We start from the raw sequence: 24,680 nt of genomic DNA, 5'->3' as shown, positions 1-24,680 counted from the left end.
CGCACCCCAGTCCGCCGCCGCCCTGCGGTCAGCGGCTCGGCGCAGCGCCGGACCCGCACCGGTCTGTCGCCCGCTCCCTGCGCCGCCGCCACCGACCTTCACAACCGGCGCCGAGCCGCGCGGAAAGGCGAACCCTCGCGCGGCTACCGGGCCGCGGCCTTCCACTGCAGGTACGTGTGGTCCAGGAACCGAGCCACCCCGCGAACCACGTGCGCGCTGCGGACCGACGTGAACACGTCGAACGCGTGCTGCGCCCCCGCGAGCTCCGCGTACGCCACCGGGTTCGGAGACTTCTCCCGCAGCCGCCGGACGAACTCGCGTGCCTCCCGGACCGGCACCAGGGAATCGTCACGGCCGTGGATCACGAAAAACGGCGGTGCCTCCGACGAGACCCGGTCGAACGGGGACGCCGCGATGTAGTCGTCCAAGTGGCTCACCGGGTCCCGGTCGGCCGCGAACACCCGCCGCGCCAGCAGGCTCTCCAGGCGGTACTTGCTCGCCGGGGAACCGGAAGTGGCCGCGATGTCGTAGACGCCGTAGTGCGGCGCGCACGCCTGGACGCTCGTGTCGACGTCCTCGAAGCCCGGCTGCAGGGCCGCGTCGTTCTGCGTCAGCGCCAGCAGTGCCGCCAGGTGCCCGCCCGCCGAACCGCCCGTCACCGCCACGAAATCCGGGTCGCCGCCGTACGAGGCGATCTGCGCGCGGATCCACGCCAGCGACCGCTTCGCCGCGACGATGTGCGCCGGCCAGCGGTGGGTCGGCGAAAGCGGATAGTTGATCGCGACGCACACCCAGCCGCGGCGCGCCAGGTAGCGCATCAGCGGGCGGCCCTGCTCCTCCTTGTTGCCGATCACCCACGCGCCGCCGTGGACCTGCAGCAGCACCGGCGCACCGGTCACCGGTTCCACCGGGCGGTAGACGTCGAGCAGGAATCGCTTGCCGCCCGGGGCGTAGGCGATGTTGCGGTCCACCTTGACGTCCGGCGCGCCCATCCGGAACGGCAGCGCCAGCTCGCCCCACGGCAGGCCCAGGTCGGAGCGGCCCAGCTCTTCGGCGTAGTCGTCGCCGAGGGCTTCCCGAAGCGCCCGCTCGATCTCGTCGCGCGCGCCGTGGCCCGTGCGGATCGACGCGCCCAGGCCCACCGCCGTGGCCGCGGCCAGCGCCAGGCCGGCTTGAGTCGACCGGTCGCGCGCGCCGTGACGCGCCAGGTGGAGCGCCGTGTCCGCGGCCGTCAACGCCAGGAACTGGGGCGCGAGCTCGCTCGTCAGCCACCCGGCGAAGAACGCCGGGATCGACGTCGAACGCGCTCGCAGCGGGCGGAGCGCGTTCGCGGCGAGGCCGAGCTGGACCGCGCGGCGGATCAGGAAGTTCGGCTGCACCTCAGCCATGGTACCGACGAGTAGGGTGACGCGCCGCTCACGGGAAGTGGCTTACGCTGGGCCTCATGCAGAGACTGAGCGGCCTCGACGCGAGCTTCCTCTACCTGGAGACGTCGTCGCAGGTCCTGCACGTCTGCGGGCTGATGACCCTCGACGGCTCGACCGTCCCCGGCGGCTACACCTTCGCGAAGCTCAAACAGCGCCTGGAAGAACGGGTCCGGGTGATCCCGGCATTCCGCCGCAAACTGCACAATCCACTCTGGAACCTCAGTCACCCCGTCTGGGTCGAGGACGAGGACTTCGACCTCGACCACCACGTCCACCGCATCGGCGTGCCCGCCCCCGGCGACCGCGTCGAGCTGGCCGAGCTCTGCGCGCACATCGCGGGCCAGCAGCTCGACCGGGCGTACCCGCTGTGGCAGCTCTACGTCATCGAAGGCCTGGCCGACGGCGAGATCGCGGTGCTGCTGAAGATGCACCACGCGAGCGTCGACGGCGTGAGTGGCGCCAGCCTGATCACCTACCTGGCCGGGGTGGAGCCCGACGCGCCGGCGCCGGAGGTCACCGAGCGGGCCAACGCGAGCGTCCCGGCCGGGTTCGACCTCCTGCGCTCCAGCGTCTTCAACGTCGTGAAGGGCCCGCTGGAAGTCGCGCGGTTGCTGCCGGACCTGCTGGAGCTCGTCCCGCGCTGGCTCGGGAAAGCGTTGCGCGGCAAGGGGATGCCGATCCCGTTCACCGCGCCGCGGACCTCGCTCAACGGCACGATCACCGGCCACCGCAGCGTCGCCTTCGCCCAGCTCGAACTCGACGACGTCAAGCACGTGAAGAACGCTTTCGGGGTCACGGTCAACGACGTCGTGCTCGCGCTCGTCGCCGGCGCGCTGCGGGATTTCCTCGGCGCGCGCGGTGAGCTGCCGGACGATCCGCTGGTCGCGACCGTCCCGGTGTCGGTGCACGACCGGACCGAACGCGAGCACGGCAGCAACAAGGTCTCCGCGTTCTTCGCCTCCCTGCCGACGCATCTGGCCGACCCGGCCGCGCGGGTGTTCTTCCTCGCGGAGGCGAACCGGCTGTCCAAGGACCACCACTACGACATCGACGCCGACATGCTGCAGGACTGGGCGCAGTTCTCCGCGGCGACGGCGTTCGGCATGGCGGTGCGCGCCTACTCGGCGCTGCGGCTGGCCGAAAAGCACCCGGTGGTGCACAACCTGGTCGTCTCCAACGTGCCCGGCCCGCCGATGCCGCTCTACCTGCTCGGCGCGCGGATCACCGGCCTCTACCCGCTCGGGCCGGTCTTCCACGGCGCCGGGCTGAACGTCACCGTGCTGTCCAACGCGGGCAAGGTGCACGTCGGCCTGATCGGCGCGCGCGAGCTGGTCAAGGACCTGTGGCCGCTCGCCGACGCGCTCCCGGACGCAATGGCCGGGCTGCTCAAAGCCGCGCCTGGCGGGGGCTGAGCACCACCACCGGGATCTCCCGCTCGGTCCACGCCTGGTACTTGGCGAAGTCCGCGTACAGCTCGACCAGCCGCGGCCAGAGTCCGGCGCGCTCCTGCGGCCCGGCCACGCGCGCCGTGACGGGGACACCGCGGCGGCCCTTGAGGTGGACGCGGGTTTCGGGGTGCGCGACCAGGTTGAAGTACCACTGCGGGTGCCGCGGCAGCCCGCCCTGGGATCCGACGAGCACGATGTCCTCACCGGAACGCAGGTACAGCAACGGTGTGGTGAACAGCCGGCCCGACTTGCGCCCGCGGTGCTCCAGCAGCAGCGTCGGCACCGGTTTGCGGAAGCCGGCGCCGATCCGCCACTTGGCGCCGACGCGCCCGCCGGTCAGCCGGAAGACCGCGACCTGGGCCTTCGCCCCGTACTTCATCGCCGCCGCGGTGACCGGTGAATCCAGGCCGCCGGGCTTCTGGTCGGGCAGGCTGAAACGTCCCATCGTGAGCTCCTATCGCGCGTGCACTGACGTGACCGCCGCTAGCAGCGCGGGCACGAACCGGGCGGCGGCCAGCACGCAGGCGGCGTGCCCGGCCGGGATCTCGTAGGTCGCCGCGTCCGGGATCCGGCGCGCGAGCGACCGCTGGTGGTCCGGGGCGATGAACCGGTCCCGGGTGGTCACGACGACCGCGGTCGGCAGCCGCAGCGTGTGCAGCCACGGCGTCGAGTCGAACCGGCCGATCTCGTCGAGGGCGACCGCGATCTCCCACGGCGTGGTCGAGCGGAACTCCCGCAGGGCCCACCGGTGGTCTTCGAGCCGGGCGAGCCGCTCGCGGCGCGGCTCGCCGGGGATCGTGCCGAGCCGGATGCGCTCGCGCAGCTGCGTCAGCGTCCGGCCGAAGACGTCGAGGGCGACACGCTGGCGCAGGCCGCGGCGGAAGTTGCTCGCCGTCGAGCACAGCACCAATCCGGTAACACGTTCTGGTTCCGCGTGGGCGACGAGCTGACCGACCATCCCGCCCATCGAGTAGCCGCCGACGGCGAACTGCCCGATGCCCAGCGCGTCGGCGACGGCGGTGACGTCGCCGGCGCAGTCGGTGAGCCGGAACTCCGGCGAGCGGATGCCCTGCCCGTGCCACCGCTGGTCGAACACGACGACCCGGTAGTGCCGCGCCAGCCGCTCGAGGGCCGGGTACCAGGTCAGCAAGCCGGTGCAGGCCACCGAGTGCAGCAGTACCAGCGCGGGCGCGTGCCGCGGGCCGACGTCGGTGACGACCGTCTTGCCGCGGCCGGGCAGGTCGAGGGGAACCGGGTCGGGCACGCCGGCGGTCGGCGGCACGGTGACCAGCCGCCGGGTCGCGCGCCAGCCTGCGCTGCCCGGTTCGATCACCGGCATTCCGCTCCTCCAAGGGGTTGCCGTCCAGGACGTTTCCGACTAAGACTAGAACAGGTTTCAGTATTGCGCCGATCCGGAGGACAGGCGTGGACTTCACCCTTGACGATACGCAGACAGAGATCAGCGCACTCACCGCGAAGGTGCTGAGCACCGACGACCCCTGGCGCGCGCTCGCCGACGCGGGCTTGCTGGCGCTCGCGTTGCCCCCCGACCTGGAGGGCGACGGCCTGGGCGTCGCGGAGGTCGCCCAAGTGCTGACCGAGGTCGGCCGCGTCGCCGCGCCCGTGCCCGCTTACGCCGCGCTCGCCCTGGGGGTGTTGCCGGTGGAGACGCTCGGCACGCCCGGGCAGCGCGCGGAGCTGCTGCCGCAGGTCGCGGCCGGGGAGGCGCTGCTCACCGCGGCGCTGCACGAGCCGTCCGCGCCGCTCACCGCCCAACCGGCGACGACCACCCGGGCGGGTGACGGCCACTGGCTGCTCAGCGGCGTCAAGACAGCCGTCCCTTACGCCGGGGAAGCCACCCGGATCCTGACGCCCGTGACGACCCCTGGCGGCACCGCCGTCTTCCTGGTCGATCCGCGCGCCGACGGCGTCACGCTGGTCCCGACGCGCAACTCCGCCGGGACGCCGGAGTGCACGGTGCGCTTCGACGACGTCGCCGTCGAGGAGTCCGACCTGCTCGCCGACCAGGGCGCGGTCGCGACGCTGCACCGGTTCGCGCTGGCCGGCGCCTTGGCCCTGGGTGACGGCCTGCTGGCCGGGGCGCTCGCGCTGACCGTGAAGCACGTCGGCGAGCGGACCCAGTTCGGCCGTCCACTCGCGACGTTCCAGGCCGTGGCCGGCCAGATCGCGGACGTCTACGTCGCCGCGCGGACCGTGCACCTGGCCGTGACGTCGGCGGTGTGGCGGCTGGCTTCGGGCCTCGACTCCGGCGCCGAACTGGACGTCGCCGCCTACTGGCTCGCCGTGCAGGCGCCGGTCGCGCTGGCGACCTGCCACCACCTGCACGGCGGCGTCGGCGTCGACGAAAGCTATCCACTGCACCGGTATTCGTCGCAGGTGAAGGATCTCGGCCGGGCGCTCGGCGGCACCGCGCACCGGCTCGGCAGGCTCGGCGAACGAGTGGCGGGGTGAGCGCGATGCACGTCGAACTGACCACGGCGCAACGAGAACTGCGCACCGAGCTGCGCGAGTACTTCGCCGGGCTGATCAGCCCGGAGGAACGCCAGGCGATGCGCCGCGAACGGCACGGGCCGGTGTTCCGCGAGATCGTCGCCCGGATGGGCCGCGACGGCCGGCTCGGCGTCGGCTGGCCCGTCGAGTACGGCGGGCAGGGCTTCGGCGGGATCGAACAGCACCTGTTCGTCGACGAGGCCTCGCGCGCCGACGTCCAGCTGCCGTCGGTGACCCTGCAGACGGTCGGGCCGACCCTGCAGCAGTACGGCACCGACGAACAGAAGTCCTTCTTCCTGCCCAAGATCCTGGCCGGCGAGATCCATTTCGCCATCGGTTACACCGAACCCGAGGCCGGCACGGACCTCGCGGCGCTGCGGACGACGGCGGTGCGCGACGGCGACGAGTACGTCGTCAACGGCCAGAAGATCTTCACCACCGGTGGTCACGACGCCGACTACATCTGGCTCGCCGTGCGGACCGCGCCGGACGCGCCGCGGCACAAGGGCATCTCGATCCTCATCATGGACACGACCGACCCCGGCTACTCGTGGACGCCGATCATCACCTGCGACGGCGCCCACCACGTCAACGCGACGTACTATTCGGACGTCCGCGTGCCGGTGAACCGCTTGGTGGGCAAGGAGAACGAGGGCTGGCGGCTGATCACGACGCAGCTCAACCACGAGCGCGTGATGCTCGGGCCGGCCGGGCGGATCGGCGGCCTGTACGACCGGGTGCGGACCTGGGCCGCCGCGCACGCGCTGCTGGACCTGCCGGACGTCCGCGCCGTGCTGGCCGACGCCTTCGCCGTGACGCGGGTCAACGAGCTGCTGAACTGGCAGGTCGCCGCGTCCTCCGCCAGCGCGCCGGTCGTCGTCGCCGACGCGTCCGCGACCAAGGTGTTCAGCTCCGAGGTCATCCAGCGGATCGGCCGGTCGATGGAGGAGCTCATCGGGCGGCACGGCGACCTGGCCGACCCGGACACCGCGGAGCTGGCGGAATGGCTGGACCTGCAGGCCAAACGCAACATCGTGCTGACGTTCGGCGGTGGGGTGAGCGAGATCCAACGGGAGCTGATCTCCTCGATCGGCCTGGGACTGCCGAGGGTGCCACGATGACCGACAAGATCACCGGCAAGATCACCGAAGCCGCCATCTTGGAAAAAACGGCGGAGATCACCGCCCGGGGCGAATGCGCGCCGCGCCTCGCGCGCGACCCCGTCAACCAGGCGATGGTCAACAACTGGACCGAGGCGATCGGCGACGACAACCCGGTGTACGTCGACCCGGAGTTCGCGGCGAAGAGCGTCCACAAGGGACTCGTGGCCCCACCGGCGATGGCCCAGGTGTGGACGATGGGCCGCCTGCACGCGCTCCGCGGCAGCGACGACCCGCTCGGCCTGATGATGGAGCTGCTCGACGAAGCCGGGTTCACCTCCGTCGTCGCGACCAACTCCGAGCAGGCGTATCACCGCTACCTGCGCCACGGCGAGCAGGTCGAAGCGCGGACCGCGCTGGAAAGCGTGGTCGGTCCCAAGAAGACCGCGCTGGGCGAAGGCTGGTTCGTCACCACGCGCGTGAAGTGGTACGTCGAGGACGAGCCGGTCGCGGAGATGATGTTCCGGGTGCTCAAGTTCCGGCCGCCCGCGCCGAAACCGCCGCCGGCGCCGGTGCTGCGGCCGGTGATCAGCAAGGACACGGAGTTCTTCTGGGACGGCCTGAAAGCGGGGGAGCTGCGGATCCAGCGCTGGGGCGAGACGCTGCGCCACCCGCCGGGCCCGATGCCGCCGGACGGCGACCTCGACGCCAAGCCGGACTACGTCGTGGCGAGCGGTCGCGGCACGGTGTTCAGCTACGTCGTGCACCACCACCCGCCGGTGCCGGGCAAGGACCTCCCGTTCGTCGTGGCGCTGGTGGAGCTGGCGGAAGGCGTGCGCGTGATGGCCGAACTGCTGGACGCGGCGCCGGAAGAAGTCCACATCGGACTTCCGGTGGAAGCCGCTTTCGTGAAGGTGGACGACGACCTGACCCTGCCCGCCTGGAAGGTGACCCGATGACCGTCGCCGAAGGAACCGAGCTGCCGCCGCTGACGATCGAGGCGACCCCGACGTTCGTGGTCAGCACGGCGCTGGCCACCCGCGACTTCCAGGACGTCCACCACGACCGCGACGCCGCGGTGCGGCGCGGCTCCAAGGACATCTTCCTCAACATCCTCACCGACACCGGCCTGGTCCAGCGGTTCGTGTCGGAGTGGGCCGGCCCGGAGGCGCTGATCCGGTCGATCAAGATCCGCCTCGGTGTGCCGTGTTACGCCTACGACACGCTGACGTTCACCGGCCGCGTGGTCTCGTGTGACGGCCGCGACGCCGTGGTGGCGGTGTCCGGTGTGGACAGTCTCGGCGAGCACGTCGCCGGGACCGTGGAGGTGACGCTGCCGTGACGCTCTCGGGCAAGGCGGCCATCGCCGGCATCGGCGCGACGGAGTTCTCGAAGGACTCCGGGCGCACCGAGCTGCGGCTGGCCGCGGAATGCGTGTCGCACGCCCTGGCCGACGCCGGGCTCCGGCCGTCCGATGTGGACGGCCTGGTCTCGTTCACCATGGACGGCAACGCGGAGATCGCGCTCGCGCGTGAGCTCGGCATCCCCGAACTCAAGTTCTTCAGCCGGATCCACTACGGCGGCGGCGCGGCGGCGGCGACCGTGCAGCAGGCCGCGATGGCGGTGGCGACCGGCGTCGCCGACGTCGTGGTCGCCTACCGGGCGTTCAACGAACGTTCGGGCATGCGCTTCGGCCAGGTGTCCTCGGCGGCGGCCGGCCAGGTCAACTCGTCCGGTGTGGACAACGCGTTCCACTACCCGATGGGCATCGCGACCCCGGCCGCGACGGTCGCCATGGTCGCGCGGCGGTACCTGCACGACTACGGCGCGACGAGCGAGGACTTCGGCCGCATCGCGGTGCTCGACCGCAAGCACGCGGCGACCAACCCGAACGCCTGGTTCCACGGCCGGCCGATCACCCTCGAGGAGCACCAGGGGTCGCGCTGGGTCGCGGAGCCGCTGCACCTGCTCGACTGCTGCCAGGAGAGTGACGGCGGGGTCGCGCTGGTCGTCACCAGCGTCGAACGCGCCCGGGACCTGGCCCGCCCGCCGGCGGTCATCGCCGCGGCGGCGCAGGGGAGCGGGCCGGACCAGTACGTGATGACCAGCTACTACCGCGACGACCTGGCCGCGCTGCCGGAGATGGGCGTCGTGGGCCGGCAGCTGTGGGCCCAGTCGGGGCTCGGACCGTCCGATGTGGACGTCGCGGTGCTGTACGACCACTTCACGCCGTACGTCCTGATGCAGCTGGAGGAGCTGGGCTTCTGCGGCCGCGGCGAGGCGAAGGACTTCATCGCCGGCGGCGCGCTGGAACTCGACGGCACACTGCCGCTCAACCCGCACGGCGGCCAGCTCGGCGAGGCCTACATCCACGGCATGAACGGCATCGCGGAGGGTGTCCGGCAGCTGCGCGGGGACGCCGCCAACCAGGTGCGGGACGTGTCCCGCGTGCTGGTCACAGCGGGTACCGGCGTGCCGACGAGCGGGCTCGTCCTCACGAGTGACTGACGGGTCCCTCTTGTGGGTCACCGGGCTTCACCTCTTTGACGGCTGGTGTGGGTGCGCTCCGGATGTCACGGTGGAGGGACTGTCCGCGACGCAGAGTGAGGCCGCCATGCGTGCACCCGCCGAGCCGCCGGCCGTCCCCTGATGGCCGGCGTGGACTGGGCGCTCACCGTGGTCTTCGCCGTGCTGGCGCTGCCCTGCGTGCTGCGGCTCGTCCGGCTCGACTACGTCCGCCTCGGCCAGGGGGTCCGCAACGGCGACCTGGCCGAGCTGCTGCTGGTCGTCGCGATGGTGGCGATGCTCTCGCCGGTCGGTGGCCCGATCCCGGCGGCCGGCTGGCAGGCGGTCCTGGTGCTGACGGCGGGCTGGTTCGCGCTCGCCTGGTGGCGCGGGCGCCAGTCCGGCTGCGCGCACCACGCGCTGTCCGCGGCGGCGATGCTCTACATGGTCACAGCGATGCCGCACGAAGGCATGACCCACGGCCCCTGGCTGACGATGTCCACAATGGACACCAGGCTGGCGGTGCCGGTGCTCGCGGTGGCCGCGGCGGCCTACTTCGTCTTCGACGCGGCGCGCACCGGCGTGGCCATGGTGCGCGGCCCCGCGGCGGCGGTGTCCGGGCACACTTCGCGCGCGGCCTGCCGCGTGGTGATGGGCGCCGGGATGGGCTACCTGCTCCTGGCCGCGGCCTGGTGACTAGCCGGCGACACGCCGGACCTCGCCGAGCGGGCTGTCCCCGGGTTCGGGCAGCGACGCGGCGGGGTGCTCGGCGGTCCACTGCGTCGCGACGGCGATGTCGTTCTTGAGCGCGGTGATGAGGTCCTCGGCGGAGGCGTAGGCCTGCTGGTCGCGCAGGTGGGCGCCGAGCCAGACGACGAGGGTCTCGTCGTAGAGGTCGCCGGTGAACTCCAGCAGATGCGCTTCGAGCAGCCGGTAGCCGTCGGCCCCGTAGTAGGTCGGCCGCCGCCCCACGGACACGGCCGCCGCGACGCGGGTGCCGTCCCCGCGCTGCACCCAGCCCGCCCACACACCGTCGCCGACGGACCCGTCCTGGTCACGGAGAGCGATGTTGGCCGTGGGAAAGCCCAGCTCCCGGCCGCGCTGATCGCCGTGCTCGACCGCGCCCCGCACCACGAAGTATTCCGGCATCGTGTCCCGTCCTCCCGAGGTCGCTCCCCGTCCACGGTAGCGCGCCGGTGACAGGGAGATCAGCCCATGGACACGAGTGACGCGGGCCACGCTCCGGTCGTCGTGAGTGGTTAGGGCGGTTCTAACCGCCCTAACCACTCACGACAAGCCGCGGCGGACCCGCTAGGTGAACGTCAGGACCGTGTCCGCCAGTACCGGCGCGTCCTCCCGGTCCACGGCCGACGCGCTCACCAGCAGCCGGTCGTCGCCGCGCCACACCCTGATCCGCAGGGTCTCGCCCGGGAACACCACGCCGGCGAACTTGGTCGCGAACGAGCCCACCCGCGACACGTCGCCGTCGAGGAACTCGTTGATCAGGACGCGCGCCACCACGCCGTAGGTGCACAGCCCGTGCAGGATCGGGCGCGGGAAGCCCGCCGCCGCGGCGAACGACGGGTCCGCGTGCAGCGGGTTGCGGTCGCCGCACAGGCGGTACAGCAACGCCTGCTGCGGCAACGTCGGCGTCTCGATGACGACGTCCGGGTCCCGCGTAGGCCAGTCGATGCGGTCCGAGGGGCCTCGCGAGCCGCCGAAGCCGCCTTCGCCGCGGGCGAAGATGCTCGACCGGGCCGTCCACAGAGGACTGCCGTCGGCCGAGGTGACGTCGACCTCCTGGATGATCACGGCCGCCTTGCCCTTGTCGTGGACGTCCGCGACCCGGGACCGGGCCACCGCCTTGCCCTCGACCGGGATCGGCCGGTGCAGGGTGATCTCCTGCTTGCCGTGCAGCACCTTCGCCAGGTCGACCTCGACGCCCGGGAACGACACCGCCGGCGGTTCGAACACGCGCAGGTTGGCCGCGACCGTCGCGAACGTCGGGACGACGACCAGGTCACGCTCGTAGGTGTAGCGCAGTTCGTCCGGGCCCGCGCCCAGCGCCAGGTGGTAGAGCAGCACGTCCGACGACGTCCAGGCGAAGCTCACTTCGCCGATTTCGGCACCGATGGCGACGGCCGGGTCGATGGGCACGGGTGCTCCTATTCGTAGCTGATCGAGACGTCGTCGGTGACCGGCAGCGACTGGCAGGCGAGCACGATGCCGTCGGCGAGGTCCTCGGCGTCGAGGACCTCGTTGTGCAGCATCTTCACCTCACCCGTCACGATCCGGCACGCGCACGCACTGCATTGTCCCTCGCGGCACGAATACGGCGCGTCGAGTCCCGCGTCGAGGAGGTGGTCCAGCAGCTTGCGGCGCCGCGGCCACGCCATCGACCGCGTCTCGCCGTCGAGCGTCACGGTCAACGACGCCGGAGCCTCATCCGGGTTGGAGACCGGCTCTTCCTCGACGACCGCTTCGAACGGGTTCCCCGACAACGACGTGAACTTCTCGACGTGTACCCGGTCCCGCGGCACGCCGAGCTGCCCGAGCGCCTCTTTCACGGCCGCCATGAACGGTGCCGGGCCGCACAGGAACGCCTCGTGCGACGTATACGCGGAAGCCAGACCGCGCAGCTGCGGCACGTCCGGCAGGCCCTGCACGCTCTCCAGCCAGTGGACGACGACCAGTCGGTCACCGTAGCGTTTGGCCAGTGGGGCCAGTTCGCCGGCGAAGATCACGGACGCCTCGTCGCGGTTCGCGTAGACCAGCACGACCCGCCCGGAACCCTGTTCCAGCGCCGTCTTCAGGATCGCCATCACCGGCGTGATCCCGCTGCCCGCGGCGAACAGCAGGAAGTCTTCGTCCACGGAGGACGGCGTGAATACCCCGGCCGGCGCCAGCACGTCCAGGGTCATCCCGGCCCGCAGCTCGTCGCAGATCCAGCTCGACCCGTACCCGCCGTCGGTGCGTTTGACCGTCACCTGGACGCGGTTCTCGTGTGGTGCGCTCGACAACGAATAGCACCGCGCGACCGAGCCGGTCCGCTCGCTGGGGATCCGCAGCGTCAGGAACTGCCCCGCCGAATACGTGAACGCCGACGCGTGCTCGCCGGGGATCTCGAACACCACCGAGCGCGCGTCCGGCGTCTCGACGACGACGTCGGCGACCGTCAGGGTGTAGACCCGCTCAGCCATCTGCGACCGCCAGCGTGCCTTCGCGCACCGCGTCGTCGATGCTGTCCGAGAGCTTCGGGCAGGTGTCGAGCAACGCGGTCGGGCCCTCGGCGTCGGCGAACACCGGGCAGCTCTCGGCCGCGTTCGTCATCCACTGGATGCTGGTGTGGTTGATGCTGTTCTTCTTCACCAGCACGCGGGTCCCGCAGGCGCGGCACTCGTGCGGCCGCAGCCCGCCGGTCAGGAACTCGACGGTCTCCGGAGTGGTCACACCTCGGCCTCCGCCTTCTGCCTGGCCAGGTTTTCCGCCACCTCGGCCGCCCACGCCTCGTTCGCCTTCGACGTGTCCACTTCGAACTCGAAGCGCCGGGTCATGTCCTCGGTGACGTCGGCGGCGTCGACGTAGAACTGCTGGTACCAGCGGCGAAGCTGGTAGACCGGACCGTCCTCTTCGCACAGCAGCGGGTTCTCGATCTGCGTCTTGTGCTTCCAGATCTCGACGTCCTGCAGGAACCCGGCGCCGATGCCCTTCGCCAGCTTCGCCGCGATCTTGTCGGCGTGCTCGTCCGAAAGCCCGTCCTGCTTCTTGACCTTCATGCCGTACTGCAGCACGAACGACGTCGGCGACACGGGGTAGTGGCAGTTGATCAGCACACTCTGGATCTCGTACCCCTGGAAGGAGTTCACCAGGTCGTTGATCATGTAGGACGGCCCGAAGTACGACGCCTCCGACCGCAGCAGGTTGTCCTCGCCGCCGTAGTTGGACGCCATGCCCATGTCCGGGCGGCCCTTGGTGTTCAGGTACTGGGTCGCGATGTGACCTTCGAAGACGTTCTTGAAATAGGTCGGGTAGGCGTAGTGAATGTAGAAGAAGTGCGCCATGTCCACGACGTTGTCGATGATCTCCCGGCAGTTGGACCCGTCGATGAAGATCGAGTCCCACGTCCAGTTGCTCCACTCGGAGCTGTAGGCCGCCTCGATCCGCGGGATCGCCAGCTCGTCCGGCGGCGGATTGCCTTCCGGGTCGTGCCACACGAACAGCTGGCCGTTCTGCTCCAGCGTCTGCCACGAGCGCGTCCGCGCGCGCAGCGGAACCCGCTTGCCGTAGGGGATCGCGACGCACTTGCCCGTGCCGTTCCAGCGCCAGTCGTGGAACGGGCAGGCGATCTCGTCGCCCTTGACCGTGCCCTGGGTGAGGTCGCCGCCCATGTGCCGGCAGTAGCCGTCGAGCACGTGCAGCTCGTCGTGGGAGTCCGCGAACACCACCAGCTTGGTGCCGAACGCGGTGATGGCGTGCGGTTTCCCGTCGCGGAGGCGCGCGGCCAGCCCCAGGCAGTGCCAGCCCCGGGCGAACCGGGTCGGTGGCTCACCGGCGTAGATGGTGCGTACCGATTCCTGCGTCATCGCTGCCCTCCCGTGGTCCTCTGATCTTCGTTCGCCAGCCGCGTCGCCGCAAGGTAGCCGAACACCATGGCGGGGCCGATGGTCGCGCCCGGTCCGGCGTACGTGCGGCCCATCACGGCCGCGCTGACGTTGCCCGCGGCGAACAGACCCGGCACGACCGAGCCGTCCTCGCGCAGGACCTGGGCGTGTTCGTCGGTCCGCAGCCCGCCCTTGGTGCCGAGGTCGCCGGGCACGATCTTCACCGCGTAGTACGGCGCCTTGTCGAGCGGGCCGAGGCTGGGGTTGGGTTTGTTGCGCGGGTCGCCGTAGTAGTGGTCGTAGGTGCTGAGCCCGCGCTGGAAATCCTCGTCGACGCCGTTGCGCGCGAAGCCGTTGAACCGCTCGATGGTGGCTTCCAATGCCTCGGCCGGGACCTCGATCTTTTCGGCCAGCCCGGCCAGTGTCGACGACTTGACCGCGATCCCGGCCTTGAACCAGCGGCCGGGCAGCGGCTGGCGCGGCCCGACGCCGGTGAACATGTACCGGTCCTTGTAGCGCTGGTCGAACACCAGCCAGGTCGGGATGTGCTCGCCGGGGCCGTCGCCCTCGCCGTACATCGCGTGCACGGCCTCGACGTAGGGCGCCGACTCGTTGACGAACCGCTGCCCGCGCCCGTCGACCATGACGCACCGCGGCCGCGAGCGCTCGGCCAGCGCGAACCACGGGCCGCCGGTGAGCGGCAGCGTCGGGCCCCACCAGGCGTCGTCCATCAGGTCGAGGGCCGCGCCGAGCTTGAGGCCGGCGGTGATGCCGTCGCCGGTGTTGGCGGCCGCGCCGACGGTCCAGTCGGTGCCGATCGGGGCGCGCTGGTACTTCTCGCGCATCTCGAGGTTCTGCTCGAAGCCACCGCTGGCGAGGATCACGCCGCGGCGGGCCGCGATGACTCCTTGCGAGGTGACCACCCCGGTGACCCGGTCGCCCTCGACCTGCAGGTCGACCAGCGCCGTGTTGAGCCGGACCTCGACGTTCGCCCTGGTCAGGCCGATCCGCAGGCCGGCCGCAAGCGCTTGCCCCATGGCCAGCAGGTGCTGCCGCCGGAGCCGGCCGGCCAGCCACTGCGTGCCGAGCGACAGCAGCCGGACGACGCCGCGGGGGTGGCGGGCCAGCAGGCTGAGCCAGCGGTAGTCGGCCTGGGTGATGGGCACGCCGAGCGGGGGAGCGCTGTAGGGCGGTTCGAGGTGTGCCAGGTCGTCGCCGAGCAGGTGGCCGTCGAGCGCGACGGGCTCGACCGACCGGCCGCCGGGCCGCCCGCCGGGCGCCTCGGGGTGGTAGTCGCTGTAGTCGCGGACCCAGCGGAACTCCAGCGGGGTGTGGTCGCAGACGAACCGCAGCACCTCGGGGCCGTGGGCGAGGAACGTGTCGCGCCGGACGGCCGGGACGACGTCCCCGACGATCGAGGCGAGGTACTCGCGCGCCCGCTCGGGCGGCTCGTCGATCCCGGCGGCGCGCAACGCGTGGTTGCCCGGCAGCCAGACCCCGCCGCCGGAGCGTGCGGTCGAGCCGCCGAAACAGGCCGCTTTCTCCAGGAGTACGACGCTCAGGCCGCCGTGAGCCGCGGCCAGCGCGGCGGTCATCCCGGCAGCGCCGCTGCCGACCACGACGACGTCGAACTGCTCCGTCATGCCACCTCACCTATAACGTGTTCCACAAGACAAGTATCCAGTTGAGGGTCGCTTTCGGCCACCATAGACGAGAACGTGTTTCAGTTCTAGGGTAACGAACCATGGACGAACTCGTCGCGGACGTGGTCATCGTGGGGTTCGGGGCGGCCGGCGCGTGTGCTGCCCTCGAAGCCGCCGACGCCGGTGCGGACGTCGTCATCGTCGAGCGCTTCGCCGGCGGTGGCGCCAGCGCGGTGAGCGGTGGCGTGGTCTACGCGGGCGGCGGAACCGGCCAGCAGCAAGAGGCGGGCGTGGACGATTCCGTCGACGCGATGTACGACTACCTGCGCCTCGAAGCCGGGGACGTCGTCTCCGAAAAGACGTTGCGGCGCTTCTGCGAGGGCAGCCGCGAGATGATCACCTGGCTGGAGGGCAACGGCGTCCCGTTCGAAGGCAGCCTTTGCCCGTACAAGACGTCGTACCCGAGTGACGAGCACTACCTGTACTACTCCGGGAGCGAGGCCGCCGGCGGGTTCCGCGACGCGGCGAACCCGGCGCCGCGCGGACACCGCGTCAAAGGACCCGGCACGTCCGGGAAGATGCTGATGACCCGGCTCGCGGAAGCCGTGCGGCGACGCGGTATCCGGGTGCTGTCGCAGACGCGGGTGCGTTCGCTGATCACGGAGCAGGGTGTCGTCACCGGCTTGGTCGCGGACACCCTTCGCGACGCCCCGGCTTCGGTGAAGGCCCGGCACGGGCGGCTCGCGCGGTACTCCGCCAAGCCCGGCATCTACGTCCCGGCACTGCGGAAACCCCTGCACCGCCGGGTCGAACGGCTCGAACGCGCGCACGCCCGCGAGCTGCGGATCACCGCGCGACGCGGGGTCGTGCTCGCCGCCGGCGGGTTCATCGCCAACCGCGGGATGGTCCGCGAACACGCGCCCGCCTACCGCGGCGGGCTGCCGCTGGGCACGGCCGCCGACGACGGCTCGGGCATCCGGATGGGCGTCGAAGCCGGCGGCGCGACCGCGGAACTGGGCCGGATCTCGGCGTGGCGGTTCGTGACGCCGCCGAGCGCGTTCCTCGGCGGGATCATCGTCGACGCCGGCGGGCGGCGGATCATCGACGAGTCGCGCTACGGCGCGGCCGTCGGCGAGCGGCTGATCGAGCGGCACGACGGCCAGGGCTGGCTGCTCGTCGACGCGCCGATCGTCGCCGAGGCGCGGCGCGACGGCGCCAAGCAGAGCCAGTGGTTCCAGGGCCTGCAGCTGCGGTTCCTGCTGCGCCGCGGGCGGGTCACCGGCGCGACGGTCGAAGAAGCGGCACACAAGGCCGGGGTCGACCCCCAGGGCCTGCGCGCGAGCGTCGAGGCCTACCACGGCGCCGAGGACCCGATGGGCAAACCCGCCGAGTTCGCCCGGCGCCTCGACAACCCGCCGTTCTCGCTCATCGACGTCTCGGTGCGGCCCAACCTCGGGTACCCGACGCCGATGCTGACGCTCGGCGGCCTGGTCGTCGACGAGGACACCGGCGCGGTCCGGGACGCCGAGGGCGCGCCGATCAAGGGGCTGTACGCCGCCGGGCGCACCGCGGTGGGAATCTGTTCCAGGTCCTACGTCAGCGGTCTCTCGCTGGCCGACTGCGTGTTTTCCGGCCGCAGGGCGGGGATCAACTCGGCCTTGGCGCAGGGCGTTCTCGACAAAAACGAGAACGTGTTCTAGTCTTGGCGCAGCGAGAAAGAGAGGACTGCGCATGAGCGAGCTTGCGAGCGAATCATCAAACACTGCGCGCGCCGCTCAGGCCGGCCCGAGCGTCAGCGAGGGCCGCGCATGAGCGAGCAGGTGATCGCCGGGGTCCGGGACCTCCTGCCGGTCCTGCGGGAACGGGCCCAGGACACCGAGGACGCGCGACGCGTCCCCGAAGAGTCCGTCAAGGCCCTGCAGGAGACCGGGTTCTTCAAGATGCTGCAACCGAAGCCGTACGGCGGTTTCGAGTCGGACCCGGTGAGTTTCTACACCGCGGTGAAGCTGATCGCGAGCGCGTGCGGGTCCACCGGCTGGGTCGCCTCCATCCTCGGCGTCCACCCGTGGCACGTGGCGTTGTTCGACGCTCAGGCGCAGGAAGAGGTGTGGGGCGACGACGAGGACGTGCGCATTTCCTCGTCGTACGCCCCCATGGGCAAGGCGGAGGTCGTCGAAGGCGGCTACCGGCTGACCGGCCGGTGGAGCTTCTCCTCCGGCAGCGACCACTGCACGTGGGTGCTGCTCGGTGGGCCGGCGTTCAAGGACGGCAAGCCGGTCGACTTCTGCTCGTACCTGCTGCCCATCGCGGACTACTCCATTGTGGACGTCTGGGACACGATCGGGCTGCGCGGCACCGGCTCCAACGACATCGTCGTCGAGGACGTCTTCATCCCGCAGCACCGGGCGCTGAGCTTCATCGCGACGTCGAAGTGCAGGGTGCCGGGCCAGGCCGTCAACCCCGGGCCGCTGTACCGGCTGCCGTACGGGTCGGTGCACCCGTCCACGATCACCGCGCCGATCATCGGCATGGCGCAGGGCGCCTACGACGCGCACGTCGAGCACCAGCGCAAGCGGGTGCGCGCCGCGTACGCCGGTGAACAGTCCAAAGAGGACCCGTTCGCCAAGGTGCGGATCGCCGAGGCCGCCAGCGAGATCGACGCCGCGTGGCTGCAGCTGACCCGCAACATCGACGAGCTGTACGAAATGGCCAAGCGCGAGGAACGCCTGCCGAGCGACCTGCGGCTGCGCGTCCGGCGTGACCAGGTGCGCGGCACCGAACGCGCGATCAGCGCGATCGACCGGCTCTTCGAGAACTCCGGTGGCCGGGCCATCCAGCGCGGCACGCCGATCCAGCGCTTCTGGCGCGACGCGCACGCCGGCCGGGTCCACGCGGCCAACGACGCCGAGCGCGCCTACGTCATGTACGGCACCGGGGTCTTCGGGCTCCCCGTCGAGAACGCGATGTACTGATGGCTTCTCCCGAAGGAAAGTACGTCCAGGCAGGCGGCCTGAAGCTGCACTACCACGAGGCCGGCGCCGAGCACGCCGAGACGGTGATCCTGCTGCACGGCGGCGGCCCCGGCGCGTCGGCGTGGAGCAACTTCGGGCGCAACCTGCCGGAGTTCGCCAAGCACTACCGGACGATCGCCGTCGACCAGCCCGGCTTCGGCCGCTCGGACAAGCCGGCCGAGCACCCGCAGTACTTCCGCCACAGCGCGGACGCCGTCGTGGGTCTGATGGACACGCTAGGCATCGAGACCGCCCACTTCATCGGCAACTCGCTCGGCGGCGGGGCGGCCGTGCGCTTGGCGCTGAACCACGGCAAACGCGCCGGCCGGCTCGTGCTGATGGGGCCGGGCGGGCTGAGCGTCAACCTCTTCGCGCCCGACCCCACCGAAGGCGTCAAGAACCTCGGGAAGTTCGGCGCGAAACCCAGCCGGGAACGCATGGAAGCGTTCCTGCGCATCATGGTCCACGACCAGGCGCTCATCACCGACGAGCTGATCGACGACCGGTTCGCCGCTGCGAACACCCCCGAGTCGCTCGCCGCGATGCGGGCCATGGGGATGTCGTTCGCCCAGCCCGAAACCTACGAAGAAGGCATGCTCTGGCGCGAGGCCCACCGCCTGCGCCAGCGCGTGCTCCTGATCTGGGGCCGCGAAGACCGCGTCAACCCTCTCGACGGCGCCTTGGTCGCGTTGAAGACCATTCCCCGCGCGCAGCTGCACGTGTTCGGCGGCTGCGGACACTGGGCCCAGCTGGAGAAGTTCGACGAGTTCAACCGGCTGGCCCTCGACTTCCTCGGGAGTTCCTGATGGGCATCCGGTCACTGGGCTACCTCCGCGTCGAAGCCACCGACATGGCCGCGTGGCGCGAATACGGGCTCAAGGTGCTCGGCATGGTCGAAGGCAAGGGCGAAAACCCCGAAGCGCTCTACCTGCGCATGGACGACTTCCCGGCGCGGCTGGTGATCTCGCCCGGCGAAGCCGACCGGCTGACGACCACCGGCTGGGAGGCCGCGAACGCCGGCGAGCTGGCCGAGATCCGGTCCCGGTTGGACAGTGCCTCTGTGCCCTACAAGGAAGGCACCCCGGAGGAGCGGGCCGACCGCCGCGTCGACGAGCTGATCAGCTTCGACGACCCGTCCGGCAACACCCAGGAGGTGTTCCACGGCGTCGCGCTGCAGCACCGGCGGGTGGTCAGCCCGTACGGCCACAAGTTCGTCACCGGCGAGCAGGGCCTCGGCCATGTCGTTTTGTCTACAAAGGACGACGAGGCGTCACTGCGGTTCTACCGTGACGTCCTGGGTTTCCGGCTCCGCGACTCGATGCGGCTGCCGCCGCAGATGGTCGGCCGCCCCGCCGACGGGCCACCCGCGTGGCTGCGGTTCTTCGGCTGCAACCCGCGCCACCACAGCCTGGCGTTCCTGCCGATGCCGACGCCGAGCGGGATCGTGCACCTGATGATCGAGGTCGAGCAGACCGACGACGTCGGCCTCTGCCTCGACCGCGCGATCCGGCGCAAGGTACCGATGTCCGCGACGCTCGGCCGGCACGTCAACGACCTGATGCTGTCGTTCTACATGAAGACCCCCGGCGGCTTCGACGTCGAGTTCGGCTGTGAGGGCCGGCAGGTCGACGACGAGAACTGGATCGCCCGCGAGAGCACGGCGGTTTCCCTGTGGGGCCACGACTTCTCGGTCGGCGCCCGGCCGCCCGGCGCGCCGTGACGGCGATGGCGGTCGATCAGACCGAGTTCCGCAGTGTCCTCGGGCACTTCTGCACGGGCGTCACGGTGGTCACCGGCCGCGACGGCGACACCCTGGCCGGCTTCGCCTGCCAGTCGTTCGCCGCACTGTCGCTCGACCCGCCGCTGGTGCTGTTCTGCCCGGCGAAGTCGTCGCGCACCTGGCAGGTGCTCGCCGCGGCCGGCCGGTTCGCGATCAACGTCCTCGCCGAGGACCAGCAGGAGGTCAGCGCGGTCTTCGGAGCTCGCGGCGAAGACAAGTTCGCCCGCTTCGGCTGGACGCCCGCGCCGTCCGGCGCGCCGCTGCTCGAAGGGGCGCTGACCTGGATCGACTGCGAGCTGGAAGCGGTGCACGAAGCCGGCGATCACTACGTGGTGATCGGGCGGGTCACGGCGTTGGGCGCACCGTCGGAAGCGCGGCCGTTGCTGTTCCACCGCGGCCGGTACTCGGTCACCGAGCCGGCGCGCGACGTGCTGGCCGCGCTGATGCCGTGGCCCCGCCCGGACGACTGGCTCTGATCACCGCGGGCGGAGACCGTCGACGATCACCGCCACGATCTTGGGCACCCGCGCGTCCCACTCCGCTTCGGGTACTCGTGACAACGCGCCCAGGAGCAGGATGACGTCCGCGGCGTCGACCTCTTCGCGTACCTGGCCGGCGGTTTTTCCCCGCTGGAGCATCATCTCGAGCGCTTCGTCGAGCCGGTGGTGCTGGTCCGCGTAGAGGTCCTGCCACGCCGACGCCTCGATCGCCGCCATGACACCGCGTTTGACGCGTGCGTACCCGACGAGCCGCTCCAGCCAGCAGGTCAGGGCCTCGAGCGGCGGGTGCTCGGCCAGCAACGGGGCCACGGCGTCGACGAGCTGGGTCAGCTCGAACCGGTACACCTCCGCCAGCAGGTGCTCGCGCGTCGGGAAATGCCGGTAGAGCGTGCCCTGCCCGACATCCGCGGCCTTGGCGACCCGGTGCAGCTTCAGGTCGTCGGCCGCGCCGTTGGACTCGCTCAGTTCGGCCCGCGCGGCCTCGACGATCCGGTCGCGGTTGGCGACCGCGTCCGACCGGCGCTCACGACCCGGCACGGCAGCACCGCCCTTCCTGGCGAAGTGGACAACTGTCCGACAAGGTTGCGGAGTAACCGGACAGTTGTCATTTTAGCCCGGGAGAGCTGTGCCGAGCAGTCCGGGCGGCAAGGTCGTCGCGATCACCGGAGCCGGCAGCGGCATCGGCGCGGCATCGGAGCGGACACGGCGTCGGAACCGGCGGCCCGGGGCGCGGCGGTCGTGCTGGGGGCCCGGCGCACCGGCCGGCTCGGGATCAGCCCGGACGCCGTGGCGCGCGCCGTCGCGTTCGCGATCGAGCAGCCCGGCGACGTCGAAATCGGCGACATCACCATTCGGCCCGTCCGGCAAGGCCGAGCGGTAACGACAGCCGTCGCGAAGGCGACTTCACAGGGTCCCCGCCGCTCGAGGAGGAGCCCGTGCAGCTGTCCGGTTTCCCGGCCGCGGAGGTCGGGTTCGACCGCGCGGGCCGGCTCACCGGGGACCGGGGCGCGGCCGTGCGTGAGCTCGCCGCCGACAGCGCGACCACCGATCTCGTCGTGCTGAGCCACGGCTGGGACGACGACCACGCCACCGCCCGGCAGCTCTACGCGGCGCTCGCGGCCTCGCTGCGCGCGGTGTCCGAAACGCGGCTCGCCTTCGCCTGCGTGCTGTGGCCGTCGCGGAGGTTCGCCGAGTCCCCCGGTCTGGCGGAGCGGCTCGCCCTGCTGCGGGAACTGCGGCCCGAGCACGGGCCGACCATCGACGCGGCGGCCGAGCTCGTCCCGGCGCTCGCGGCCCGCTCGACCGCGCGGACCGCGTTCGCCGCCGCGCTGCTGTCGGTGGTGCCCCCGGCCGCGCAGGACCGCGAAGACGCGTCGACGGAGTTGCTGACCCTGCCCGGCGGCACCGTGCTGGACCGGCTCGCGAAACCGGCGTCCGGGTTCGTCGAAGCCGCGCGGGAGCTGCTCGACTACCTGACGTACTACGAGATGAAGGCGCGGGCGGGTGTGGTGGGGGAGCGGGGCCTGGCGCCGTTGCTCGCCGCGGTCGCCCGGCCCGGCCTGCGTGTGCACCTGGTCGGGCACGGCTTCGGCGGCCGGCTGGTCACCTCGGCCGCCGCTTCGCGGCCGGCCGGGACGGTGAGCACGCTCACCCTGCTGCAGGCGACGCTGTCGCACCACGCCTTCGCCGAGCACGGCGGGTACCGCGGGGTGCTCGACGAGCACCTCGTGACCGGCCCGATCCTCGTCACGCACACGACGTACGACCTGGTCGCCGGGGTCGCCTTCGAGATCGCGTCGCGCGTCACGGGGCTGGGTTACGGCGCCATCGGCCGGGACGGCGCCCAGGCGACGGCCGAAGCCGTGCCGGGTGAGCTGCTGCCGGTCGGCGGGCGTTACGCGTGGCGCCCGGGCGTGCCGCACAACCTGCGGGCCGACCGGTTCGTGCGCGGGCACACCGACGTCCACGGGCCGGAAGTCGCTCACGCGTTGTCGTCGGCGATCGTGGCCGGTTACCCATCCGGCCAGAGGTAGGCCGACCCCCACGCGGCACGTAACCGTCGACGTGACGCCATCGGCCGTGGCTGTGGTCGGATGGGTAATAGTCGGCGCAGTAGCGCCACCGGGTGGTTGTGCACGGGTTCACAGGTGGGCCGCGTCCCATTCACGAGAGAAAGCCGGCCCCTCGCGCGCACACTGGTAGCGCAGAGTCGTGTTCCCGGGGAGGAGTGTGCCGCGCATGCGAGGTCGGATCGCCCGGTTCCGGCGCCGGTTGTTCCCCGGCCGCAACCCGCTCGCCCGCTTCGGTGACCGCGTCGAAGCCGCGTTGCTGGTGCTGATGGTCGCGGGGGCGCTGCTGACGCTCCCGTTCGCGGCCGCGGTCGGCTCCGACACCTACGCCGCGCAGACCGCCCGCGCCGAGCAGGAGCGCACCACCCGCCACCCCGCGACGGCGACCTCGCTGGCCGCGGCCCCCACCCGGACCTACAGCACCGACGGCGCCGGCGCCCCGGCCGACCAGACCACCGTCCCGGCGGCCTGGTTCGACGCCCGCGGCACGCGCCACACGGGCGACGTCCTCGCCGATTCCGGCAGCCCGAAGGGCACCCACCTGCCGGTGTGGCTGGACCAGCGCGGCGAGCTGACGACCGAACCGCTCTCGCCGTCGACCTCGGTCGCCGACGGCGTGTTCGCGGCGATCCTGCTCTGGCTCGCCGTCACCGGAGTGCTGGCCGCACTGTACGGCCTCGGCCGCTTCGTCCTGGACCGCCTCCGCGCGGCGGCGTGGGACCGCGCTTGGGCGGAAGCCCGCCACGACAGCCGGTTCTGAGCGTCACTTCCAGCGGAAGTGCACGAACACCCGGCCGAAGTTGTCCTTGTCCTTCTCGATCCGGTGGTAGAGCGCCTTGATGTCCTTGCGCTCGAGGAACCGCAGGACGTGCTTCTTCAGCTGCCCCGAGCCCTTCCCCGGGATGATCTCGACGAGCGGCGCTTTCTTGGCGACGGCTTCGTCGATGATCCCCTGCAGCGCGCGCTCGATCTCGCCGCCGCGGTTGTAGATGTCGTGGAGGTCCAGCTTCAGCTTCACAGGGCCTGCCACCAGCCGTCGACCGCCGGCGGCTCGCCGACGTCCACGCGCTCACCCGGGCGGGGGATCGCCAGCGGGATGTCCGCCGCCTTCGCCTCGGTCCAGACGCGGTCCGCCGGCTCACCCCACGGGTGCATCGCCAGCGAGAACGTCGCCCAGTGGACCGGGACCAGCAGCTTCGCGCGGACGTCGAGACCCGCCGCGACGCCTTCCTCCGGCGTCATGTGGATGTCCGGCCACTGCGGGGCGTACGCGCCGATCTGGACCAGCGCGACGTCGAACGGCCCGTGCTCCGCGCCGATCCGCGCGAAGCCGTCGAAGTAGCCCGTGTCGCCGGTGTAGAAGACCCGGTGCCGCGGGCCGATCAGGGCCCACGACGTCCACAGCGTGTCGTCGTTGGTGATGCCGCGGCCGGAGAAGTGCTGGGCCGGCGTCGAGATGAACCGGACGCCGGCGACCGTCGCCTCTTCGTGCCAGTCCAGCTCGATGATCCGCTCGGCCGGGACGTGCCAGCGTTCCAGGTGCGCGCCGACGCCGAGCGGCACGAAGAACGGCGCTTCGGTCGACGTCACGAGCGAGCGGATGGTCGGCAGGTCCAGGTGGTCGTAGTGGTCGTGCGAGATGACGACGGCGTCGATCCGGCCGACGCCGGACAGGGGCACCGGCGGCTCGTGCAGCCGCCGCGGGCCGGCGAACGTCGCCGGCGAGACGCGGTCGCTCCACACCGGGTCGAGCAGCACGCGGGCGCCGTCCAGCTCCACCAGCGTCGAGGCGTGGCCGTACCAGGTCAGGTGCAGGCCCTCGGCCGTCTCGACCGGCGCGGCCTGGACCAACGGGATCGCGCCGCCGGGTTTGCGCAGCTCACGGTCGGTGCCGAAGAACATCTCGCGGAAGATGGTGCGCATCGACGCCGCGGTCATCGGATGCCGCGGCGCCACGTTGCGGAACACCTTGCCGTCGAACTGCGGCGACCGGCGGACCCGCTCGGCGCGGGCACCGGCGGCCTTCGCGCCGAACGCCGCCGGCAGGTCACGCAGAGCAGCGATCGTCTTCCTCATGCCTTGAGT

General features: G+C 71.4%; 26 protein-coding genes and 1 pseudogene. 15 read left to right on the top strand and 12 right to left on the bottom strand.

The window, feature by feature from the left end; genetic code table 11:
* Positions 1-143: 143 nt before the first annotated feature.
* Entirely contained in the window at positions 144-1,379 is a 1,236-nt protein-coding gene (locus OG494_RS23150) for an alpha/beta hydrolase (protein ID WP_328442538.1), read from the bottom strand.
* A gap of 65 nt (positions 1,380-1,444) precedes the next feature.
* Between OG494_RS23150 and OG494_RS23145 the strand changes: the two genes are divergently transcribed.
* A complete protein-coding gene (locus OG494_RS23145; protein ID WP_328442536.1) occupies positions 1,445-2,839 on the top strand; it encodes a WS/DGAT/MGAT family O-acyltransferase in 1,395 nt (464 codons plus the stop codon).
* Here the strand turns inward: OG494_RS23145 and OG494_RS23140 are convergent.
* Together OG494_RS23140 and OG494_RS23135 are read right to left on the bottom strand one after the other, a co-directional pair.
* Complete coding sequence (locus tag OG494_RS23140) at positions 2,814-3,320, bottom strand: nitroreductase family deazaflavin-dependent oxidoreductase (protein ID WP_328442534.1); 507 nt, start codon at positions 3,318-3,320, stop codon at positions 2,814-2,816. The two genes, OG494_RS23145 and OG494_RS23140, sit on opposite strands and share 26 nt — an antisense overlap.
* A 9-nt stretch (positions 3,321-3,329) precedes the next feature.
* Positions 3,330-4,214, bottom strand: coding sequence for an alpha/beta fold hydrolase (locus OG494_RS23135; RefSeq protein ID WP_328442531.1), 885 nt, complete (start codon positions 4,212-4,214; stop codon positions 3,330-3,332).
* Positions 4,215-4,300: 86 nt separating this feature from the next.
* Here OG494_RS23135 and OG494_RS23130 point away from each other — a divergent pair, with 86 nt between their 5' ends.
* From OG494_RS23130 to OG494_RS23105, 6 genes are all read left to right on the top strand, one after another.
* Entirely contained in the window at positions 4,301-5,347 is a 1,047-nt protein-coding gene (locus OG494_RS23130) for an acyl-CoA dehydrogenase family protein (protein WP_328442529.1), read from the top strand.
* 5 nt (positions 5,348-5,352) lie between these two features.
* Positions 5,353-6,507 carry an acyl-CoA dehydrogenase family protein gene (locus tag OG494_RS23125; RefSeq protein WP_328442527.1) on the top strand — a complete coding sequence of 385 codons (1,155 nt, stop codon included), beginning with the start codon at positions 5,353-5,355 and terminating at the stop codon, positions 6,505-6,507.
* A complete protein-coding gene (locus OG494_RS23120; protein ID WP_328442525.1) occupies positions 6,504-7,445 on the top strand; it encodes a bifunctional MaoC family dehydratase N-terminal/OB-fold nucleic acid binding domain-containing protein in 942 nt (313 codons plus the stop codon). Before OG494_RS23125 ends, OG494_RS23120 begins: the two co-directional genes overlap by 4 nt.
* Positions 7,442-7,828, top strand: a complete 387-nt coding sequence (locus OG494_RS23115; RefSeq protein ID WP_328442523.1) for a MaoC family dehydratase — start codon at positions 7,442-7,444, stop codon at positions 7,826-7,828. The genes OG494_RS23120 and OG494_RS23115 overlap by 4 nt, the downstream gene beginning before the upstream one ends.
* On the top strand, positions 7,825-8,994 hold the full coding sequence (locus OG494_RS23110) for a lipid-transfer protein (protein WP_328442521.1): 1,170 nt from the start codon (positions 7,825-7,827) through the stop codon (positions 8,992-8,994). Before OG494_RS23115 ends, OG494_RS23110 begins: the two co-directional genes overlap by 4 nt.
* 141 nt (positions 8,995-9,135) lie before the next feature.
* On the top strand, positions 9,136-9,687 hold the full coding sequence (locus OG494_RS23105; protein WP_328442519.1) for a DUF5134 domain-containing protein: 552 nt from the start codon (positions 9,136-9,138) through the stop codon (positions 9,685-9,687).
* On the opposite strand, the gene OG494_RS23100 is transcribed toward OG494_RS23105, so the two are convergent.
* The 6 genes from OG494_RS23100 to kstD form a co-directional block, all read right to left on the bottom strand.
* Complete coding sequence (locus tag OG494_RS23100) at positions 9,688-10,140, bottom strand: riboflavin kinase (RefSeq protein WP_328442517.1); 453 nt, start codon at positions 10,138-10,140, stop codon at positions 9,688-9,690.
* 162 nt (positions 10,141-10,302) lie between these two features.
* Positions 10,303-11,148 carry a MaoC/PaaZ C-terminal domain-containing protein gene (locus OG494_RS23095; protein ID WP_328442515.1) on the bottom strand — a complete coding sequence of 282 codons (846 nt, stop codon included), beginning with the start codon at positions 11,146-11,148 and terminating at the stop codon, positions 10,303-10,305.
* 8 nt (positions 11,149-11,156) lie between these two features.
* Positions 11,157-12,191: a ferredoxin--NADP reductase gene (locus OG494_RS23090; protein WP_328442513.1), complete on the bottom strand. Its 1,035-nt coding sequence runs from the start codon at positions 12,189-12,191 to the stop codon at positions 11,157-11,159.
* Positions 12,184-12,441 carry a hypothetical protein gene (locus OG494_RS23085; protein WP_328442511.1) on the bottom strand — a complete coding sequence of 86 codons (258 nt, stop codon included), beginning with the start codon at positions 12,439-12,441 and terminating at the stop codon, positions 12,184-12,186. The genes OG494_RS23090 and OG494_RS23085 overlap by 8 nt, the downstream gene beginning before the upstream one ends.
* A complete protein-coding gene (locus tag OG494_RS23080; RefSeq protein ID WP_328442509.1) occupies positions 12,438-13,574 on the bottom strand; it encodes a Rieske 2Fe-2S domain-containing protein in 1,137 nt (378 codons plus the stop codon). Before OG494_RS23080 ends, OG494_RS23085 begins: the two co-directional genes overlap by 4 nt.
* Entirely contained in the window at positions 13,571-15,235 is a 1,665-nt protein-coding gene (gene kstD, locus OG494_RS23075) for a 3-oxosteroid 1-dehydrogenase (protein WP_328442507.1), read from the bottom strand. The genes OG494_RS23080 and kstD overlap by 4 nt, the downstream gene beginning before the upstream one ends.
* 101 nt (positions 15,236-15,336) lie before the next feature.
* On the opposite strand from kstD, the gene OG494_RS23070 reads away from it, so the two are divergent.
* The 5 genes from OG494_RS23070 to hsaB all read left to right on the top strand — a co-directional run bounded on the left by OG494_RS23070 (position 15,337) and on the right by hsaB (position 20,502).
* A complete protein-coding gene (locus OG494_RS23070) occupies positions 15,337-16,935 on the top strand; it encodes an FAD-binding protein (protein ID WP_328442505.1) in 1,599 nt (532 codons plus the stop codon).
* Positions 16,936-17,043: 108 nt separating this feature from the next.
* Positions 17,044-18,207, top strand: coding sequence for a 3-hydroxy-9,10-secoandrosta-1,3,5(10)-triene-9,17-dione monooxygenase oxygenase subunit (gene hsaA / locus OG494_RS23065; RefSeq protein WP_328442503.1), 1,164 nt, complete (start codon positions 17,044-17,046; stop codon positions 18,205-18,207).
* Entirely contained in the window at positions 18,207-19,052 is an 846-nt protein-coding gene (gene hsaD / locus OG494_RS23060; RefSeq protein ID WP_328442501.1) for a 4,5:9,10-diseco-3-hydroxy-5,9,17-trioxoandrosta-1(10),2-diene-4-oate hydrolase, read from the top strand. The genes hsaA and hsaD overlap by 1 nt, the downstream gene beginning before the upstream one ends.
* Positions 19,052-19,966 carry an iron-dependent extradiol dioxygenase HsaC gene (hsaC, locus tag OG494_RS23055; protein WP_328442499.1) on the top strand — a complete coding sequence of 305 codons (915 nt, stop codon included), beginning with the start codon at positions 19,052-19,054 and terminating at the stop codon, positions 19,964-19,966. Before hsaD ends, hsaC begins: the two co-directional genes overlap by 1 nt.
* Before the next feature lie 5 nt (positions 19,967-19,971).
* Positions 19,972-20,502, top strand: a complete 531-nt coding sequence (gene hsaB, locus OG494_RS23050; RefSeq protein WP_328442497.1) for a 3-hydroxy-9,10-secoandrosta-1,3,5(10)-triene-9,17-dione monooxygenase reductase subunit — start codon at positions 19,972-19,974, stop codon at positions 20,500-20,502.
* Here hsaB and OG494_RS23045 read toward each other — a convergent pair whose 3' ends face one another.
* A complete protein-coding gene (locus OG494_RS23045; RefSeq protein ID WP_328442495.1) occupies positions 20,503-21,063 on the bottom strand; it encodes a TetR/AcrR family transcriptional regulator in 561 nt (186 codons plus the stop codon). It abuts the gene before it with no gap.
* 225 nt (positions 21,064-21,288) lie between these two features.
* Here OG494_RS23045 and OG494_RS23040 point away from each other — a divergent pair.
* From OG494_RS23040 to OG494_RS23030, 3 genes and pseudogenes are all read left to right on the top strand, one after another.
* Positions 21,289-21,396: pseudogene (locus OG494_RS23040) on the top strand (oxidoreductase); the annotation flags it as partial.
* Positions 21,397-21,461: 65 nt separating this feature from the next.
* Entirely contained in the window at positions 21,462-22,559 is a 1,098-nt protein-coding gene (locus tag OG494_RS23035) for a hypothetical protein (protein ID WP_328442494.1), read from the top strand.
* A 205-nt stretch (positions 22,560-22,764) separates the two neighbouring features.
* Positions 22,765-23,355 (top strand): Rv1733c family protein, encoded by a 591-nt coding sequence (locus OG494_RS23030; protein ID WP_328442492.1) that lies wholly within the window; start codon positions 22,765-22,767, stop codon positions 23,353-23,355.
* Positions 23,356-23,358: 3 nt separating this feature from the next.
* Here the strand turns inward: OG494_RS23030 and OG494_RS23025 are convergent, their stop codons facing one another.
* Together OG494_RS23025 and OG494_RS23020 are read right to left on the bottom strand one after the other, a co-directional pair.
* A complete protein-coding gene (locus OG494_RS23025) occupies positions 23,359-23,613 on the bottom strand; it encodes a Smr/MutS family protein (RefSeq protein ID WP_328442490.1) in 255 nt (84 codons plus the stop codon).
* A complete protein-coding gene (locus tag OG494_RS23020; protein ID WP_328442488.1) occupies positions 23,610-24,671 on the bottom strand; it encodes an MBL fold metallo-hydrolase in 1,062 nt (353 codons plus the stop codon). Before OG494_RS23020 ends, OG494_RS23025 begins: the two co-directional genes overlap by 4 nt.
* Positions 24,672-24,680: the final 9 nt, after the last annotated feature.

The organism is Amycolatopsis sp. NBC_00438 (assembly GCF_036026695.1).
In the GTDB taxonomy this organism is placed as follows: Bacteria; Actinomycetota; Actinomycetes; order Mycobacteriales; family Pseudonocardiaceae; genus Amycolatopsis.
Note: the sequence above shows the minus strand (reverse complement) of the source record. Positions and strands in the feature narration are given on the sequence as shown.